The sequence below is a fragment of the Candidatus Nanopelagicales bacterium genome (assembly GCA_041393815.1).
Taxonomy (GTDB): domain Bacteria; phylum Actinomycetota; class Actinomycetes; order S36-B12; family JAWKJK01; genus JAWKJK01.
Genome location: JAWKJK010000002.1, coordinates 720,802 through 736,637 on the forward strand (window position 1 = coordinate 720,802; position 15,836 = coordinate 736,637).

The following is a 15,836-nucleotide window of genomic DNA, read 5'->3' on the forward strand; positions in this document are numbered from 1 at the left end:
GGTCTGCTCCCGCCGACTAGGGTTCCCGCGTGCCGACCGACCCGCGCGTGCGTCGCGGGCTGGTGCTGGCGTTCCTCGGCGTCCTGGCGTTCTCGTTCACGCTGCCGATGACCAAGATCGCGCTGCAGGGCTTCGACGCGGTGGTCATCGCGTTCGGCCGGGCGGCGATCGCCGGGGTGGTCGCCGCGGTGGTGCTGCTGGCGCTGCGCGTGCGACCGCCTTCCCGGTCGATGTTGCGACCGTTGCTGCTGTCCGCGCTCGGCGTCGTCGTCGGATTCCCCCTGCTGACCACCCTCGCCCTGCGGTCCACGACCTCCGCGCACGCCGCCGTCGTCATCGCCGGCCTGCCGATCGCCACCGCGGTCTTCGCGGTGCTGCGGGCCGGCGAACGCGTCAGCCGGTCCTTCTGGTGGGCGTCCACGACCGGCACCGCGGCCGTGATCGTGTTCGCGCTGACCCGAGGGGGCGCGACCGGCGCGGGGCTCGTGCCCGACCTGCTCCTGCTCGGCGCGGTCGCGGCGGCGGCGTTCGGCTACGTCGAGGGCGCGCTGCTGTCCCGCGCCATGCCCGGCTGGCAGGTGGTCTCGTGGATGCTCGTCGTCAGCCTGCCGGTGACGGTCCCGGTGACCGTGGCCCTGCAGTGGCGCAGCGCACCGGACCACAGCATCGACGCGTCGGCGCTGCTTGCGCTGCTCTACCTGGCGCTGTTCTCCATGTACGTCGGCTTCTTCTGGTGGTACGCCGGCCTCGCCGCCGCCGGCGTCGCCCGAGCCGGGCAGATGCAGCTGCTGCAGCCGCTGCTCACCCTGCTGTGGTCGGTCCTGCTGCTCGGGGAGACCGTCGGCTGGCCGACCCTGCTCGCAGCCGCCGTCGTCCTCGTCTGCGTCGGCTGGACCCAGCGGGCCAGACCCGCGCCCGCTGTCCCTCGGACGGCGACCTAGCCCCGTGACGTGGTCGCACGGGTCAGGCCACGACCTGGATCGTGCGCAGGCGCTCGTCCGCGCAACCGTGGACGTGGCCGCCGCTGGCCAGCAGGGACGCCACCACGTCGACGGTCGAGGCCTCGATGCGCTCGCCGGGGACGATCACCGGCACTCCCGGCGGGTAGGGGACGACCGGTTCGGCCGCGACGCGTCCCACGGCCCGCTCGCGGCTCACCGTCACGACGGCGCGCCGACGGGCTTCGGCGGGGGTCAGGACCTGCGCGCCCGGGGACAGCGCGGCGGCCCAGGACGGGTCGGCACCGGCGGGCCTGCTGCGCAGCCGCCCCCGGCCGTCCTGGCCCGTCGCGCGCGCCAGGGCACCGACCAGGGCGTCCTCGGAGTCGGCCGACGCCTCGGCGGGCACGGCAGGCACGACCAGGTACACCCGGTCTCGGTCCGCGCCCTCGGCGGGAGCCCCGTACCGGCGTAGGCGACGGTCGACCTGCCAGCCGGTCAGTCCGGTGCCGCGGACGTCGACGACCACCTTCAGCGGGTCGACCCGGTGGGCGGGCAGACCGAGGGCGTCGGCGTCGAGCGCGCGTACCCCGGGGATCCGCCGTAGGCGGTGGCGCAGCCGCGCCGCCTGCTCCACGGCACGGGCCACGGCGTCGGCCCCGCCGGTGGCCAGGTCACGCCGGGCGGCGTCGACCGAGGCCATCAGTGGCATCAGCGGGCTGGTGGTCTGGGTCAGGCGCACGGCCACCTCCAGCCGGGCCGCCACCTCGTCCCCGGCTCGCGCCGCCGCCAGCAGGATGGCACCCGAGGACAGCGCGGTCGCCGTCTTGTGCACGCTGACGACACAGCCGTCCGCCCCGGCGTCCAGCGCGGCCGGGGGGAGCCCCGGGTGGAACGCCAGGTGGGGGCCCCACGCCTGGTCGACGTACACGCGGTCCGCACCTGCGGCGCGGGCGGCGGCGATGACCGGGACCAGGTCCGGGCCGGTCGACGCGTATCCGGGAGAGGTCAGGACGACGTGCCGGGCCCGGGGGTTCCCCCGCAGCGCGGCGGTGACCGCGGGGGCGGTGACGCCGAGGGGCAGCCCCAGACGCGGATGGATCTCCGGCACGACCCACACCGGCCGGGCCCCGCAGAAGGCGAGCCCGGCGAGCACGCTGATGTGGGCGTCGCGGGCCACCACCACCTCGTCGCCAGGACCGAGCAGGCCGAGCAGCCAGGCGAGGTTGCCGGCGCTGGACCCGTTGCCGAGCAGCCACGCCCGCTGGGCGCGCCACGCCTCGGCGGCCAGTCCCTCGGCGGAGCGGCGGCTCCGGTCGTACGTGGTCGTGTCCAGCCACACGTCGGCGGCGAGCGCACCGCCCCCGGGTGCATCGCCGCCGAGCAGGTCGGCCATCGCGGCCGAGCTGCGGGAGCCGCCCTGGTGACCCGGGCAGTGCCAGCGGTGGCGCGCGGCGCGTGCCTCGCGGGTGACGGCATCGAGCAGCGGGGCGCGGGTCTGGTCCGCTGGGCGCGGTCCGGGCCGGGGGGCGGTCTCGGGCGAGGCGCTCATCGCGGCGCTCCCATGCCCGAGCCCGACGCCGTGGCCACGGGGCCCCCGTCGGCGACGTCCTCGACGTCCGTGGCGGGGTGCAGCACCAGGTAGGCCTGGGCCGCGATGAGGATGACCACGGCCACCCATGCGCCGGCGCCGATGTGTCGGTCGTAGTGCAGCCGGTCCAGCAGCAGCACCCCGACCTGGAGGATCACGATCCAGCCAAGCGTCACCGGGGCGAGATCCACGTACTGCAGGCTGCAGGCGTACACGTAGAAGAGAGCCAGGAACAGGCCCGCCCCGACCAGGCCCAGCAGCAGCGAGCGCCGATCGACCGCCTCCTTGGCGACGAACGCGCCGGCGAGGTCGAGGGCGGCGAGGACGACCATCGCGATCGCGGCCACCGCCGGTTGGGGCCAGGACTCGGGCAGTCGCAGCAGCATGGGATCTCCTCGGTCGCGCGGGCCGGCGGCCCGGTGTCGTGGACAAGAGGAGCCAGTCGCCGTCCTGATACATCGGCGGCGCAGGTTTCTCGGGCCGGTCGGCGCCGCCCGCCGGACGAGCCCGGGGGCGAGGTCTGGCTGGCCGGGGTCAGGCCAGCGCCGTCACGAGGCGCACCTCGCGCACGGTCAGGCCGGCGTCGGCGTCGATGTCCAGCTCTCGGAACGCTCCGTCGGGGCCCCAGCCGGCCGACTCCAGGAACGCGCGCCGCGCCTCGTCCGCCGCCGGAAACCAGGTCACGGCACCGGTGAACCCGTCACCCGCCAGGTAGTCGGCCGCGGCCGCCAGCAGCCGCGACCCGTGCCCGCGCCGCTGAGCGTCCGGCGCCACGGCGAGCGCGACCAGCTCTCCCTCGGTCGCGGGGTCAGCATCCGGGTCGCTGGTCGGCGACGTCGCGGCATAGCCGACGACTCGGTCGCCCTCGAGCGCCACGAGCACGCGGTACGCCCCCGACGGCGGGGTGAGGATCGCCCGGGCCCACTCCAGCGCCAGGTCACTGGGGTCGAGGGAGTCGAGCACCACGGAGGGCAGGACGCCGTCGTACGCGGCCCGCCAGGCCGCGACCTGGACGGCGGCCAGGTCGTCGACGTCGGGGGTCCGCGCCAGCCGTACCGACCGGTCCGCCACGCCTGCGCTCCTCGGGCTCGTTGGGTGCTCCTGCCGGTCCATCCTCGCCCGCGGCGCTACCGTCCGCGACATGCGGGACGGGCGGATGCGGGTCGTGGTCGTCGGCGCCGGCGCGTGGGGCCTGCCCGCCGGCGCGGAGCTCGCGGCGCGCGGGCACGACGTGGTGGTGCTCGACGCGCACGGCGTCGGCAACCGGGTGTCCTCGTCGTCCGGCGCCACCCGGCTGTGGCGGCTGGCGCACCCCGACGCGGCCCGGGTCCGGCTGGCACTGCGGTCGGTGGCCGCCTGGCGCCGGCTGGAGGGCGCCACGGGGACCGAGCTGCTGCTCACGCGCGGTCTGCTCTGGCGCGATGCCGGCTCGGTCCCCGCGGTGGCCGACGCGTTGGCGTCGGAGTCGGTCGAGCACGTGGCCGTGGACCCCGGCGACGTCGATCGCTTCTTCCCCGGGCTGCGCCCCAACGGGATCGCCGCGGTCTGGCAGCCCGAGGCCGGACCGGTCCTCGCCTCCGCGGCGCTGTCGGCCGCCGCCCGCCGGTTGGCCGGCGCCGGTGGCCGGCTCGAGACCGCGCGGGTCGTGGGGATCGACACCACCGGCGCCCACCCGGTCACGGTGACGACCGACCACGCGCAGGTGCTGGCCGCCGACCGCGTCGTTCTGGCACCGGGACCCTGGGCACCCGCGCTGCTCGACCTGCTCGGCATCGACCTGCCGCTCGCCCCGGTGCTGGAGCAGGTCTGCTACCTCGGCGGGACCGCGGACGAGGACCTGCCGTGCTGGTTCGAGGGCCCGCGGGACGGAGAGCCGGGGCTGTACGCGATGCCGACGCCCGGCCGCGGGTACAAGGTCGGCATCGACCAGCCGCTGCGCGCCTTCGACCCTGGCGACCCCGCGCGGGAGGCGTCGCCGCGGGCCGCGGACGCCATCGCCGCCCGGGTTGCCCGAGACCTGCCCACGGTCGCCGCCGACGTCACCGGGTGCGACGTGTGCTCGTGGACGTACTCCCCGGACGGGCGCTTCGTCGTCGACACCGTCGAGGACGAGCGGGTCGTCCTCGCCTGCGGTGACTCGGGCGAGGGCTTCAAGTTCTCCGCCCTGCTGGGGGAGGTGCTGGCCGACCTCGCCGAGGGCGTGCGAGCAGACCCGGACGTGGCCGGGTGGTCGCTGGCGCGTTTCGGCGGCGCGCCGCCCATGCCGGAGCGTCTGCCCACGCTGGGGGTGTGACGGCGCTCGCTAGGCTCGCCGCCGTGCCCCACGACGAGATCACGTACCGCAGCGACATCACCGTCGAGCTGGTGAAGTCCTCCGCCTCCGACGCCGACGTGCTGTTCGCCGCGCGGGTCTCCACCAAGGGTGAGCAGTCGCTGGAGGACGTCGGGGCCGACGCCGAGAAGTCCCGCGGGCTCATCAACTACCTGATGCGCGACCGGCACGGCTCTCCGTTCGAGCACACCTCGATGACGTTCTACGTGCAGGCGCCGATCTTCGTCTGGCGGGAGCACATGCGGCACCGGATGGCCTCGTACAACGAGGAGTCCGGCCGCTACCGCGTGCTGCAGCCGGTGTTCTACCTCCCCGGCCCCGACCGCGCCCTGGTGCAGGAGGGCAAGCCGGGCCACTACGAGTTCGTCGCCGGCACGGCGGAGCAGCACGAGGTCGTCGACCGCGAGATGCGCGCGGCATGCGCCCGCGCGTACGAGGCCTACACGGCCATGCTCGACGCGGGCGTGGCGCGCGAGGTGGCCCGGATGCCGCTTCCGGTCACCATCTACTCCTCGGCCTACGTGACCATGAACGCCCGCGCCCTGATGAACTTCCTGTCGCTGCGGCGCAAGACCGACGACTCCCGGTTCCCGTCGTTCCCGCAGCGCGAGATCGAGATGGTGGCCGAGCGGTACGAGGAGGAGTGGGCCCGGCTGATGCCGCTGACCCACGCCGCCTTCGTCGCCAACGGCCGCGTCGCCCCCTGACCCACGTCGCTCCACCCGCGACGGAATGAGTCCCCACGTCGCTTGCGGCCCCGAATTGCGGCGACAAGCAACGCCCGGACTCATTCGGCCGCGGAGGGGCGGGGCGGGCGGCGCCCGGTAGCCTCGGGGCATGCCTCCCACCACCTCGGCGGACGCGCCCTTCGGCCGCGTGCTCACGGCGATGGTCACCCCCTTCGACGCCGACGGGGAGCTGGACCTGCCCTCCGCCCAGCAACTGGCCAACGACCTGGTCGACCTGGGCAACGACGGGCTGGTCGTCAACGGCACCACCGGCGAGGCGCCCACCACCACCGACGAGGAGAGGGCGCTGCTCGTGCGCGCGGTGCTCGAGGCGGTCGGCGACCGCGCCACGGTCGTCGCCGGCGTGGGCACCAACGACACCGAGCACACCCTGGAGCTGGCCCGCGAGGCCGAGGGCGTCGGCGCGCACGCACTGCTCGTCGTCACGCCGTACTACAACAAGCCCCCGCAGGCCGGCCTTCTCCAGCACTTCACCGCCGTCGCCGACGGCGTGGGCCTGCCGCTGATGACGTACGACATCCCCGGCCGCGCGGGCGTGCCGATCCAGACGGAGACGCTGCTGCGGCTGGCCGAGCACCCGCGGATCGTGGCCAACAAGGACGCGAAGGGCGACCCGTTCGCGGCGCAGCAGGTGATGCACCGCAGCGACCTCGTCTACTACTCCGGCGACGACGCGTTGAACCTGCCGCTGCTGGCGATCGGGGCGTGCGGGTTCGTCAGCGTCACCGGGCACGTGGTCGCCGACCGGCTGCGCGCGATGCTGGAGGCGTACCTGTCCGGCGACGTGGCCGCGGCCCGCAAGATCAACGACGGGCTGGTCCCCGTGACGGAGGGGATCATGACCCGCACCCAGGGCGCCATCATGGTGAAGGCCGCGCTGGACCTGCTCGACCGGGCCGGCGGCGGAGTGCTGCGGCTTCCCCTGGTCGAGGCCGACGAGGCGCAGCGCGACGTGCTGCGCGCCGACCTTCGTGCCGGAGGGTTCGACCTGTGACGCATCCGCACCCCGAGCTCGGGCCCCCGCCGCAGCTCCCCGCGAACGGCCTGCGCATCGTCGCCCTCGGCGGCCTCGGCGAGATCGGCCGCAACATGACGGTCCTCGAGACCGGGGGCCGCCTGCTCATCGTCGACTGCGGGGTGCTCTTCCCCGAGGACAACCAGCCCGGCGTGGACCTGATCCTGCCCGACTTCGAGTACGTGGAGGACCGGCTCGACGACGTCGAGGCGATCGTGCTGACGCACGGGCACGAGGACCACATCGGCGCGGTGCCGTACCTGCTGCGGCTCAAGCGCGACATCCCGATCCTCGGCTCCCGGCTGACGCTGGCCCTGCTCGAGGCGAAGCTGCGCGAGCACCGGATCCAGGCGTACACGGCGGAGGTCAAGGAGGGTCAGACCGAGCGGCTCGGGCCCTTCTCCGTGGAGTTCCTCGCGGTCAACCACTCCATCCCGGACGCGCTGGCACTGGCGATCCGGACGGACGCCGGCACCGTGCTGCACACCGGTGACTTCAAGATGGACCAGCTGCCGCTGGACGGCCGCATCACCGACCTCAACGGGTTCGCCCGCCTCGGCGACGAGGGCGTGGACCTGCTGCTCGTCGACTCGACCAACGCCGAGGTCCCCGGCTTCGTCACCAGCGAGCGCGACATCCTGCCGGTGCTGGACGCGGTGTTCCTGCGCGCGGAGGGGCGCATCATCGTCGCCTCCTTCGCCTCCCACATCCACCGGGTGCAGCAGGTCATCGACATGGCCGTGCTGCACGACCGCAAGGTCGCGTTCGTCGGCCGGTCCATGGTCCGCAACATGAACGTGGCCCGCGAGCTGGGCTACCTCACCGTTCCCGGCGGTGTGCTCGTCTCGATCGATGACCTGTCCAACCTGCCCGACGACGAGGCGGTGCTCATCTGCACCGGGTCGCAGGGCGAGCCGATGGCGGTGCTGTCGCGGATCGCCAACCGCGACCACGCCATCCAGGTGGGGGAGGGCGACACCGTGGTGCTGGCGTCGTCCCTCATCCCCGGTAACGAGAACGCAGTCAACCGCGTCATCAACGGGCTGTCCCGACTCGGTGCCTCCGTCGTGCACAAGGGCAACGCGCTGGTCCACGTGTCCGGCCACGCCGCTGCCGGAGAGCTGCTGTACGTCTACAACGTGGTCAAGCCGCGCAACGTGATGCCGGTGCACGGGGAGTGGCGACACCTGCGCGCGAATGCCCAGCTCGCGGTCCGTACCGGGATCGAGCACGACCGGATCGTCCTCGCGGAGGACGGGATCGTCGTGGACCTCGTCGACGGCAACGCCTCGATCGTCGGCGCGGTGCCGTGCGGCTACGTCTACGTCGACGGCTCCAGCGTCGGCGACGTGAGCGAGGCCTCGCTGAAGGACCGCCGGGTCCTCGGTGAGGAGGGCTTCATCTCGATCTTCGTCGCGGTCGATGCCGTGGAGGGCAAGGTCGTCGCCGGGCCCGAGCTGCACGCCCGCGGGTTCGTGGAGGACGGTGAGGTCCTCGACCCGGTCGCGGACCGGGTCCGCGCGGCCCTGGAGGATGCGCTGCGGGACGGCATCACCGACACCCACCAGCTGCAGCAGCTGGTCCGCCGCCAGGTGGGCCGGTGGGTCAACTCCGAGCACCGCCGCCGCCCGATGATCGTCCCGATCGTCGTCGAGGCCTGACCTCCGCCTCCCCCGCGGTCGCACCCCCGGGCCGCGCGTGCCCCGCCCCGGCCCCCTTGCGTTGTGGTGCCGGTTGCGTGCGCTACAGCGCACGCAACCGGCACCACAACACGGGGGTGGGGAGTGTGTGCGACACGCGCGGGGCGCGTGTGACGGGGGTGGCCCGTGGGACCCCGCCGGTACGCTCCGTCCATGGCGACTCGTACGCCCGCAGCCGCGCGCGCCCGCGGTCGCGCGGGGGACCCCGACGCACCCGATCCCGACCGCGCGCCGTCGTCGCGGGGCAGCGGCCGCAGCCGGTCGGGCTCCGGCTCCGCCCGGTCCGGCGGGTCAGGGTCCGGCTCGTCCCGTTCGTCCGGCAGCAGGTCGTCCGGGAGCCGGTCGTCCGGGAGCCGGTCCTCGTCCGGCGGCCGGTCCTCGTCCGGGAAGCGCACGAAGACCCGCTCCGCAGGTCGTTCGTCCTCGTCCGGCAGCCGGTCCCGGTCGTCGTCCGCACGCACGGCCGCACCCCAGGCACGACGCGCCCCCACGCCCCGGCGCACCGGCCCCGGGCCGGTCGCCCGGCTGTTCCGCGCCCTGGGCCGGATGACGCGCGCGCTGTGGCTCGGGCTGGCGCACGTGCTCGGCGGCGCCACCCGCAAGCTGGGCCACGGCGCCCGCGACCTCGACCCGGCGCACCGGCGCGACGGCCTCGGCCTGCTGCTGGTCGCCGGCGCGGTCGTGGTGGCCGCGGCGGTCTGGTTCGGCGTCGACGGCTTCCTCACCGGCCCGGTCTCGGGCCTGGTGGTCGGCCTGGTCGGGGTGCTGGCCTGGGTCGTTCCGCTGGCCCTGCTCGCCGTGGCCTGGCGGGTGCTGCGCCACCCGGACGAGAGCGCCGCCACCGGCCGCATCGTGATCGGTGGGGGCGCGGTCCTGGTCGCCGCGGCCGGGCTGTGGCACGTCCTGCGCGATGCCCCCACGCCCAGCGACGGCGCGGAGGTGATGGGGTCGGCCGGTGGCGTCGTCGGCTGGATCGTCACCGCGCCCGTCGTGGCCGCCCTCGGCCGGATCGTGGCCGGACTGCTGCTGCTGATCCTGCTCGTGTTCGGGCTTCTCGTCGTCACCAAGACGCCGGTCAACGCCATCCCCGAGCGCCTGCGGCACCTGCGCGACCGGCTGCTGGGCCGCACCCCGCCGGCCGGCCACGACGCGGCCGGCCCGACTGAGGACGGCACCGCCGACGCCGAGACCGGCACGGCGGCCGACGCGGACGCGGAGACCGACGCGGACGCCGTCCCCGAGGGGCGCCGCCGGTCCCGCAAGGCCCGCCGCCGGGTCGGCAGCCTGCGCCGGGACGAGGAGGGCGCCGACGGCACTGACGACGACGTCGTCCCGGGGCTGGTCGGCGACGAGCCGTTCGTCACCCCCGTGCTCGCCGAGGGCGAGGCGTCCGCGGCGGACCTGCTGACCCCGGCCGCCGCGCCGGCCCCGGAGCACGACGCCGAACTCACCGGCCCGATCCCGGTCGTCCCCGCCGACGGCCCCAGCGACACCCACGACACCGTCATCGTCCCGCTGCCCGGCGCCGCGCCGGCCACCGCCGGCCGGGGCGTGCACCCGGCCCCTGCCGGTCCGGCCGAGCAGCTGTCCCTCACCGGTGAGGTGACGTACGAGCTGCCCGACGCCGGCCTGCTGAAGTCGGGCTCGCAGCACAAGACCGCGACCAAGGCCAACGACAAGGTGGTCGAGGCGCTCACGCAGGTGCTCGAGCAGTTCGACATCGACGCCGCGGTCACCGGGTTCCTCCGCGGCCCCACGGTCACCCGCTACGAGATCGAGCTCGGCCCGTCGGTGAAGGTCGAGCGGATCACCGCGCTGGGCAAGAACATCGCGTACGCCGTCGCCAGCGCCGACGTCCGCATTCTCAGCCCGATCCCGGGCAAGAGCGCCATCGGCATCGAGATCCCCAACACCGACCGCGAGCTGGTCGCGCTCGGGGACGTGCTGCGCAGCAAGGCGGCCACGTCGGATCACCACCCGATGCTGGCCGCACTGGGCAAGGACGTCGAGGGCGGCTTCGTCTGCGCGAACCTGGCGAAGATGCCGCACATCCTGGTCGCCGGCGCGACCGGCGCGGGCAAGTCCTCCTGCATCAACGCCCTGATCACGTCGGTGCTGCTGCGCGCCACCCCGGACGAGGTCCGGATGATCCTGGTCGACCCCAAGCGGGTCGAGCTGACCGCGTACGACGGTGTCCCGCACCTCATCACGCCGATCATCACCAGCCCGAAGAAGGCGGCCGAGGCGCTGCAGTGGGTCGTCAAGGAGATGGACCAGCGCTACGACGACCTGGCGCACTTCGGGTTCCGGCACATCGACGACTTCAACAAGGCGGTGCGCAGCGGCCGGCTGACCGCCCCTCCCGGCAGCGAGCGGGTGCTCGCGCCCTACCCGTACCTGCTCGTGATCGTCGACGAGCTCGCCGACCTGATGATGGTCGCGCCCCGTGACGTCGAGGACTCGATCGTCCGTATCACCCAGCTCGCCCGCGCCGCCGGTATCCACCTGGTGCTGGCCACGCAGCGCCCCAGCGTCGACGTGGTCACCGGGCTGATCAAGGCCAACGTGCCGAGCCGGCTGGCGTTCTCGACCTCCAGCCTCGCCGACAGCCGGGTCATCCTCGACCAGCCGGGTGCGGAGAAGCTGGTCGGCCAGGGCGACGGCCTGTTCCTGCCCATGGGCGCCAGCAAGCCGATGCGCATCCAGGGCGCGTTCGTCTCCGAGCAGGAGATCCGCGGCATCGTCTCCCACTGCAAGGCGCAGCTGGCCCCGGCCTACCGCGAGGACGTCGCGGCGGTGCAGTCCGGCAGGAAGGACGTCGACGAGGAGATCGGCGACGACCTGGACCTGCTGTGCCAGGCGGTGGAGCTCGTCGTGACCACCCAGTTCGGCTCCACCTCGATGCTGCAGCGCAAGCTGCGGGTCGGCTTCGCCAAGGCCGGCCGGCTGATGGACCTGATGGAGACCCGCGGCATCGTGGGCCCCAGCGAGGGGTCCAAGGCGCGCGAGGTGCTGGTCAAGCCCGACGACCTCGAGGGCACCCTGCTGCTGCTGCGTGGCGACGAGTCCTGACCCTCGTCACCCCCGCCGCCCCCGGAATGCCCGATGGGGTGGCGAGGCGCCCCCGAACCCCCCGTACCATGGGCGGCGCAAGATAGCGGGGTGCCCGGTCGTTGCCGTGGCGCCACGCCGGAGCGGCGGCGAGGGAGATCGACGTGTCGATCGGCTCGATGATCGCCGCTGCCCGGACCGAGGCGGGCATGTCCGTGGAGGACCTGGCTGCGGCCACCCGGATCCGGTCCACCGTGCTGCGCGCCATGGAGGTCGACGACTTCCACCTGTGCGGCGGCGACGCCTACGCCCGCGGCCAGATCCGCAGCATCGCGAACGCCCTGGGGCTGGACCCCGCGCCGTTCATCAGCGCGTACGACCACCCGGCCGGGCCGCCGCCCGAGCCCGAGCAGCGCCCGGGGCGCCGGCACGCCCGCGCCCGGGCCGAGGAGCCGGTCCCGCGGCACCCCGTACCCTCCCCGGCCGCAACCGGACCGGCGCTGGCGGGCCTGGGCCGTTCGACGCGCGAGTCCCGCGGCCTGCAGCTGAACTGGACCGCGGCGATGGTCATCGCCCTGCTGGCGATCCTGGCCGTGGGCGCCGTCTCCGTCCTCACCCGCGGTTCGGGGGAGGAGCCGGTGGCCGCCGGGTCGAGCAGTGCGGCCGCCACGCCGGCGCCCACGGTCAGCGAGGAGCCCACGCCCACCCCGCAGCCCACGACCGCCGAGCCTACGCCGAGCGACGCCGTGGCTGCGCTGCCCGACGACGAGGTCACCCTCGTGCTCACCGTCACCGGCGACAAGTCCTGGGTCTCGGTGACCGACTCCGCCGGGGACACGCTGTACGAGGGCCTGGCCACCACCGGCGACGTGGAGACGTTCACCGACCCCGAGCGGATCCGGGTCGTGATCGGCAACGCCGGTGCGGTCGAACTCACCGTGAACGGCACCGACCTCGGCAGTCCCGGCGGCACCGGAGAGGTGCGCCGGCTGGAGTTCACCCCCGGGGATCCCTCCGACGCGGTCGGCTGACCGGCCGCCGCCCGGCGGGCGCCCCGCGGTGGCCCGGCTAGGGTTTCCGCCATGCGGGCCCCCCAGCGCGTCGCCCTGGTGACGCTGGGCTGTGCCCGCAACGAGGTTGACTCCGAGGAGCTGGCCGCACGCCTCGAGGCGGACGGCTGGACCCTGGTGGCCGAGCCGGCCGACGCCGACGCGGTGGTGGTCAACACCTGCGGCTTCGTCGAGGCCGCCAAGAAGGACTCCGTCGACACCCTCCTCGCGGCCGCGGACCTCAAGGGCGACCCGGACTCCGGCCCGCGGGCCGTCATCGCGGTGGGCTGCATGGCCGAGCGCTACGGCGCCGAGCTGGCCGAGGCGCTGCCGGAGGCCGACGCGGTGCTCGGCTTCGACGACTACCCGGAGATCGGCGCCCGGCTGGCGGAGGCCGTGCGGGGGGTGCCGCACGTCCCGCACGCGCCCCGCGACCGCCGCCTGCTGCTCCCGGTCACCCCGGTCGAGCGTGCCGCCACCGTCGCGGACGGGGCGTCCACGGTGCCCGGGCACGGCGGCGCCCTGCGCCGTCGGCTCGAGGGCGGCCCGGTGGCGCCGCTGAAGCTGGCCTCCGGCTGCGACCGGCGCTGCACGTTCTGCGCCATCCCGTCGTTCCGGGGGTCGTTCGTCTCCCGCCGGCCGGTCGACGTCCTGGCCGAGGCGCGCTGGCTGGTGGGGCAGGGCGTGCGCGAGGTCGTGCTGGTCAGCGAGAACTCCACGTCGTACGGCAAGGACCTCGGCGACCTGCGGCTGCTGGAGTCGCTGCTGCCGGAGCTGGCCGCCGTCGCCGGGATCTCCCGGGTCCGGGTGTCCTACCTGCAGCCGGCCGAGACCCGGCCCGGCCTGCTCGACGCGATCGTGGGCGTGCACGGGGTGGCGGCCTACTTCGACCTGTCGTTCCAGCACGCCAGCCCGGCGGTGCTGCGCCGGATGCGCCGCTTCGGTGGCACCGACGACTTCCTCGCCCTGGTGGACGAGATCCGCCACCGCGCCCCGTCCGCGGGCATCCGCAGCAACGTGATCGTCGGGTTCCCCGGTGAGACCGAGGCAGACCTGGATGAGCTGGAGCGGTTCCTGACCGCGGCCCGGCTGGACGCCGTGGGCGTCTTCGGCTACTCCGACGAGGAGGGCACCGAGGCCGCGACGTACGACGACAAGGTGCCCGAGCACGAGGTGCGCGCCCGGGTCGAGCGGGTCACGGCGCTGGTCGAGGAACTGACCGCGCAGCGGGCCGAGGAGCGTGTCGGCGAGACCGTGCTGGTGCTGGTGGAGCAGGTCGACGGCGACGCGGTCGAGGGCAGGGCGGAGCACCAGGGCCCGGACGACGGCACGACCACCGTGACCGGCCTGGCCGAGGGATCGGTGCGCGTCGGCGACCTGGTGGCGGCCGTGGTGGTCTCCTCGGAGGGAGTCGACCTGGTCGCCGAGGCGACCGGGTCCCGCGGCGACGGGACGGCGCGGTGAGACCGGCGCCCCCGGACCCGGTGGGCGACCCGGTCACCACGTCGCGGGTCGGCAACCTGCCCAACGCGCTGACCCTGCTGCGGCTGCTGCTCGTTCCGGTCTTCGCCTGGCTGCTGCTCGCCGACGCGGGGGCCGACGCGGGGATGCGCATCGCGGCCGCGGCGGTGTTCGTGTTCGCGTCGGTCACCGACCTCGTGGACGGGGCGCTGGCCCGCCGGCTGGGCGCGGTGACGACGTTCGGCAAGGTCGCCGACCCGATCGCCGACAAGGCGCTGACCGGCGTGGCCCTGGTGGGGCTGTCCGCGCTGGGCGAGCTGCCGTGGTGGGTGACGCTGGTGATCCTCGCCCGCGAGGTCGGCGTCACTCTGCTGCGGTTCTGGGTGATCCGGCACGGCGTGATCCCCGCCAGCCGCGGGGGCAAGGCCAAGACGGTGGCCCAGATGGTGGCCATCACGCTGTACCTGCTGCCCCTGGACGGGCCGTGGCTCGTCGTGCGCGCGGTGGTCATGGGCGTGGCGGTCGTGCTCACCCTGGCGACCGGCGCCGACTACGTGGTCCGCGCCGTCCGGTTGCGCCGCCGCGCGCTGGCGACCGGGACGGCGTGAGCGGGGACGGCGGCGGGCCCTCGCCCGAGGCGGTGGCGGCGGTCGCGGCCCTGCAGTCCGCCGGCGTCACGGTCGCGGTGGCCGAGTCGCTCACCGGGGGACTGGTGTGCGCCGCACTGACCGACGTCCCCGGCGCCTCCGCCGTCGTGCGCGGCGGGGTCGTCGCGTACGCCACCGACCTCAAGGCCGGCCTGCTGGGCGTCGACCCGGCGCTGCTGGCCCGCGTCGGCCCGGTGCACCCGGACGTGGCGGTCGCGATGGCCGTCGGTGTGGCCGGACGCACGGGGGCGGACCTGGGCCTGGCCTGCACCGGGGTGGCCGGGCCGGATCCGCAGGGCGGCCGGGAGCCGGGGGTGGTGTTCGTGGCCGCGGCGCGGGCGTCCGTCGCGGCTCCGGGCGACGCGGAAGACGTCCTGGTGCGCGAGCTGGCCCTGCCGGGGGACCGGGCGGCGGTCCGGACGGGCACCGTCCGGGCGCTGCTGGAGTGGGTCCCGGCCCTGGTGGCCCGCCGCTGAGCGTCCCGGCCCGACCCACGCCGCGCGCCGGGCCGGGAATGCACCGGATGATTACACCGTTGCAGATCCGTACCCGGCGGGTGAGGATGTCGGGAACGACGAGGAGGAGCCCGGGTGATCGTCCTGCGCGAGGTGATCGGCGAGCAGCTGCGCGAGCGGCGGGTGCGGCAGGGCCGCACCCTGCGCGAGGTCGCGAAGACCGCGCGGGTGTCGCTGGGCTACCTGTCCGAGGTGGAGCGGGGCCAGAAGGAGGCCTCGTCGGAACTGCTGGCAGCCATCTGCCGGGCGCTGGACGCCCCGCTGTCCGACGTGCTGGCCGACACCAGCCGGGCCCTCGCCGGCCGCGAGTCGGCGGAGCTGGTCCCCCCGGTCGTGCCGGGGCCCTGGACCGGTCGGGTCGCCCCGGTCTGACACCCCACCCGGTCGGCCGCTGCGGCCGTCGGGACGGGGAGGTACCGTGGACGCGGCCCCGACGGGCACCGTGCCCGGGACCACCCGCAGGAGGACCCCGTGATCGTGCTGCGCCATGCGCTCGGCGACGAGCTGCGCCGTCGGCGGCTGCAGCAGGGGCGCACCCTGCGCGAGGTGTCGTCGGTGGCGCGGGTGTCGCTGGGCTACCTGTCCGAGGTCGAGCGCGGTCAGAAGGAGGCCTCGTCGGAGCTGCTGGCCGCCATCTGCGACGCGCTGGACGTCCCGCTCTCGGTCGTGCTCGCCGCGGTCAGCCTCGAGGTCGCCCGGCACGAGCTGGCGACCGGCGTCGGCCCCGCCGGACTGTCGGCGCTGGGATCCGGCCCGGTCGTGGCCGCCGCCTGACGCCACGGCGTCCT

The 15,836-nt window shown here is 74.9% G+C and carries 15 protein-coding genes; 12 read left to right on the top strand and 3 right to left on the bottom strand.

Features of this window, described 5'->3' with window-relative positions:
* Positions 1-29 precede the first annotated feature (29 nt).
* A complete protein-coding gene (locus R2737_08820) occupies positions 30-941 on the top strand; it encodes a DMT family transporter (GenBank protein MEZ5116358.1) in 912 nt (303 codons plus the stop codon).
* 22 nt (positions 942-963) lie between these two features.
* On the opposite strand, the gene R2737_08825 is transcribed toward R2737_08820, so the two are convergent.
* The 3 genes from R2737_08825 to R2737_08835 all read right to left on the bottom strand — a co-directional run bounded on the left by R2737_08825 (position 964) and on the right by R2737_08835 (position 3,600).
* A complete protein-coding gene (locus R2737_08825) occupies positions 964-2,490 on the bottom strand; it encodes a hypothetical protein (GenBank protein MEZ5116359.1) in 1,527 nt (508 codons plus the stop codon).
* On the bottom strand, positions 2,487-2,915 hold the full coding sequence (locus R2737_08830; protein ID MEZ5116360.1) for a hypothetical protein: 429 nt from the start codon (positions 2,913-2,915) through the stop codon (positions 2,487-2,489). The genes R2737_08825 and R2737_08830 overlap by 4 nt, the downstream gene beginning before the upstream one ends.
* A 148-nt stretch (positions 2,916-3,063) precedes the next feature.
* Positions 3,064-3,600 (bottom strand): GNAT family N-acetyltransferase, encoded by a 537-nt coding sequence (locus R2737_08835; GenBank protein MEZ5116361.1) that lies wholly within the window; start codon positions 3,598-3,600, stop codon positions 3,064-3,066.
* Positions 3,601-3,670: 70 nt separating this feature from the next.
* Between R2737_08835 and R2737_08840 the strand changes: the two genes are divergently transcribed.
* The 11 genes from R2737_08840 (at position 3,671) to R2737_08890 (ending at position 15,822) form a co-directional block, all read left to right on the top strand.
* Positions 3,671-4,822: an FAD-dependent oxidoreductase gene (locus R2737_08840; protein MEZ5116362.1), complete on the top strand. Its 1,152-nt coding sequence runs from the start codon at positions 3,671-3,673 to the stop codon at positions 4,820-4,822.
* A gap of 23 nt (positions 4,823-4,845) precedes the next feature.
* The gene (thyX, locus tag R2737_08845; GenBank protein ID MEZ5116363.1) at positions 4,846-5,568 is read left to right on the top strand and encodes an FAD-dependent thymidylate synthase; all 723 of its coding nucleotides are present in this window, start codon (positions 4,846-4,848) and stop codon (positions 5,566-5,568) included.
* Between the two features lie 130 nt (positions 5,569-5,698).
* Positions 5,699-6,604 (top strand): 4-hydroxy-tetrahydrodipicolinate synthase, encoded by a 906-nt coding sequence (dapA, locus tag R2737_08850; protein ID MEZ5116364.1) that lies wholly within the window; start codon positions 5,699-5,701, stop codon positions 6,602-6,604.
* The gene (locus R2737_08855) at positions 6,601-8,286 is read left to right on the top strand and encodes a ribonuclease J (protein ID MEZ5116365.1); all 1,686 of its coding nucleotides are present in this window, start codon (positions 6,601-6,603) and stop codon (positions 8,284-8,286) included. Before dapA ends, R2737_08855 begins: the two co-directional genes overlap by 4 nt.
* Positions 8,287-8,871: 585 nt before the next feature.
* Positions 8,872-11,397: a DNA translocase FtsK 4TM domain-containing protein gene (locus R2737_08860; protein MEZ5116366.1), complete on the top strand. Its 2,526-nt coding sequence runs from the start codon at positions 8,872-8,874 to the stop codon at positions 11,395-11,397.
* A gap of 143 nt (positions 11,398-11,540) precedes the next feature.
* The gene (locus R2737_08865; protein ID MEZ5116367.1) at positions 11,541-12,407 is read left to right on the top strand and encodes a helix-turn-helix domain-containing protein; all 867 of its coding nucleotides are present in this window, start codon (positions 11,541-11,543) and stop codon (positions 12,405-12,407) included.
* 51 nt (positions 12,408-12,458) lie between these two features.
* Entirely contained in the window at positions 12,459-13,889 is a 1,431-nt protein-coding gene (gene rimO, locus R2737_08870) for a 30S ribosomal protein S12 methylthiotransferase RimO (GenBank protein ID MEZ5116368.1), read from the top strand.
* A complete protein-coding gene (gene pgsA / locus R2737_08875) occupies positions 13,886-14,494 on the top strand; it encodes a CDP-diacylglycerol--glycerol-3-phosphate 3-phosphatidyltransferase (GenBank protein MEZ5116369.1) in 609 nt (202 codons plus the stop codon). The genes rimO and pgsA overlap by 4 nt, the downstream gene beginning before the upstream one ends.
* Positions 14,491-15,009 carry a nicotinamide-nucleotide amidohydrolase family protein gene (locus R2737_08880; protein MEZ5116370.1) on the top strand — a complete coding sequence of 173 codons (519 nt, stop codon included), beginning with the start codon at positions 14,491-14,493 and terminating at the stop codon, positions 15,007-15,009. Before pgsA ends, R2737_08880 begins: the two co-directional genes overlap by 4 nt.
* Positions 15,010-15,123: 114 nt before the next feature.
* Positions 15,124-15,420, top strand: coding sequence for a helix-turn-helix transcriptional regulator (locus tag R2737_08885; protein ID MEZ5116371.1), 297 nt, complete (start codon positions 15,124-15,126; stop codon positions 15,418-15,420).
* Positions 15,421-15,519: 99 nt separating this feature from the next.
* A complete protein-coding gene (locus R2737_08890; GenBank protein MEZ5116372.1) occupies positions 15,520-15,822 on the top strand; it encodes a helix-turn-helix domain-containing protein in 303 nt (100 codons plus the stop codon).
* Positions 15,823-15,836 lie beyond the last annotated feature (14 nt).

What these genes read in the sequence shown, in the direction of transcription:
- R2737_08825 (MEZ5116359.1), bottom strand. Translation starts at nt 2,490, where the DNA reads ATGAGCGCCTCGCCCGAGACCGCCCCCCGGCCCGGACCGCGCCCAGCG.
- rimO (MEZ5116368.1), top strand. Translation starts at nt 12,459, where the DNA reads ATGCGGGCCCCCCAGCGCGTCGCCCTGGTGACGCTGGGCTGTGCCCGC.
- R2737_08830 (MEZ5116360.1), bottom strand. Translation starts at nt 2,915, where the DNA reads ATGCTGCTGCGACTGCCCGAGTCCTGGCCCCAACCGGCGGTGGCCGCG.
- R2737_08840 (MEZ5116362.1), top strand. Translation starts at nt 3,671, where the DNA reads ATGCGGGACGGGCGGATGCGGGTCGTGGTCGTCGGCGCCGGCGCGTGG.
- R2737_08860 (MEZ5116366.1), top strand. Translation starts at nt 8,872, where the DNA reads ATGACGCGCGCGCTGTGGCTCGGGCTGGCGCACGTGCTCGGCGGCGCC.
- dapA (MEZ5116364.1), top strand. Translation starts at nt 5,699, where the DNA reads ATGCCTCCCACCACCTCGGCGGACGCGCCCTTCGGCCGCGTGCTCACG.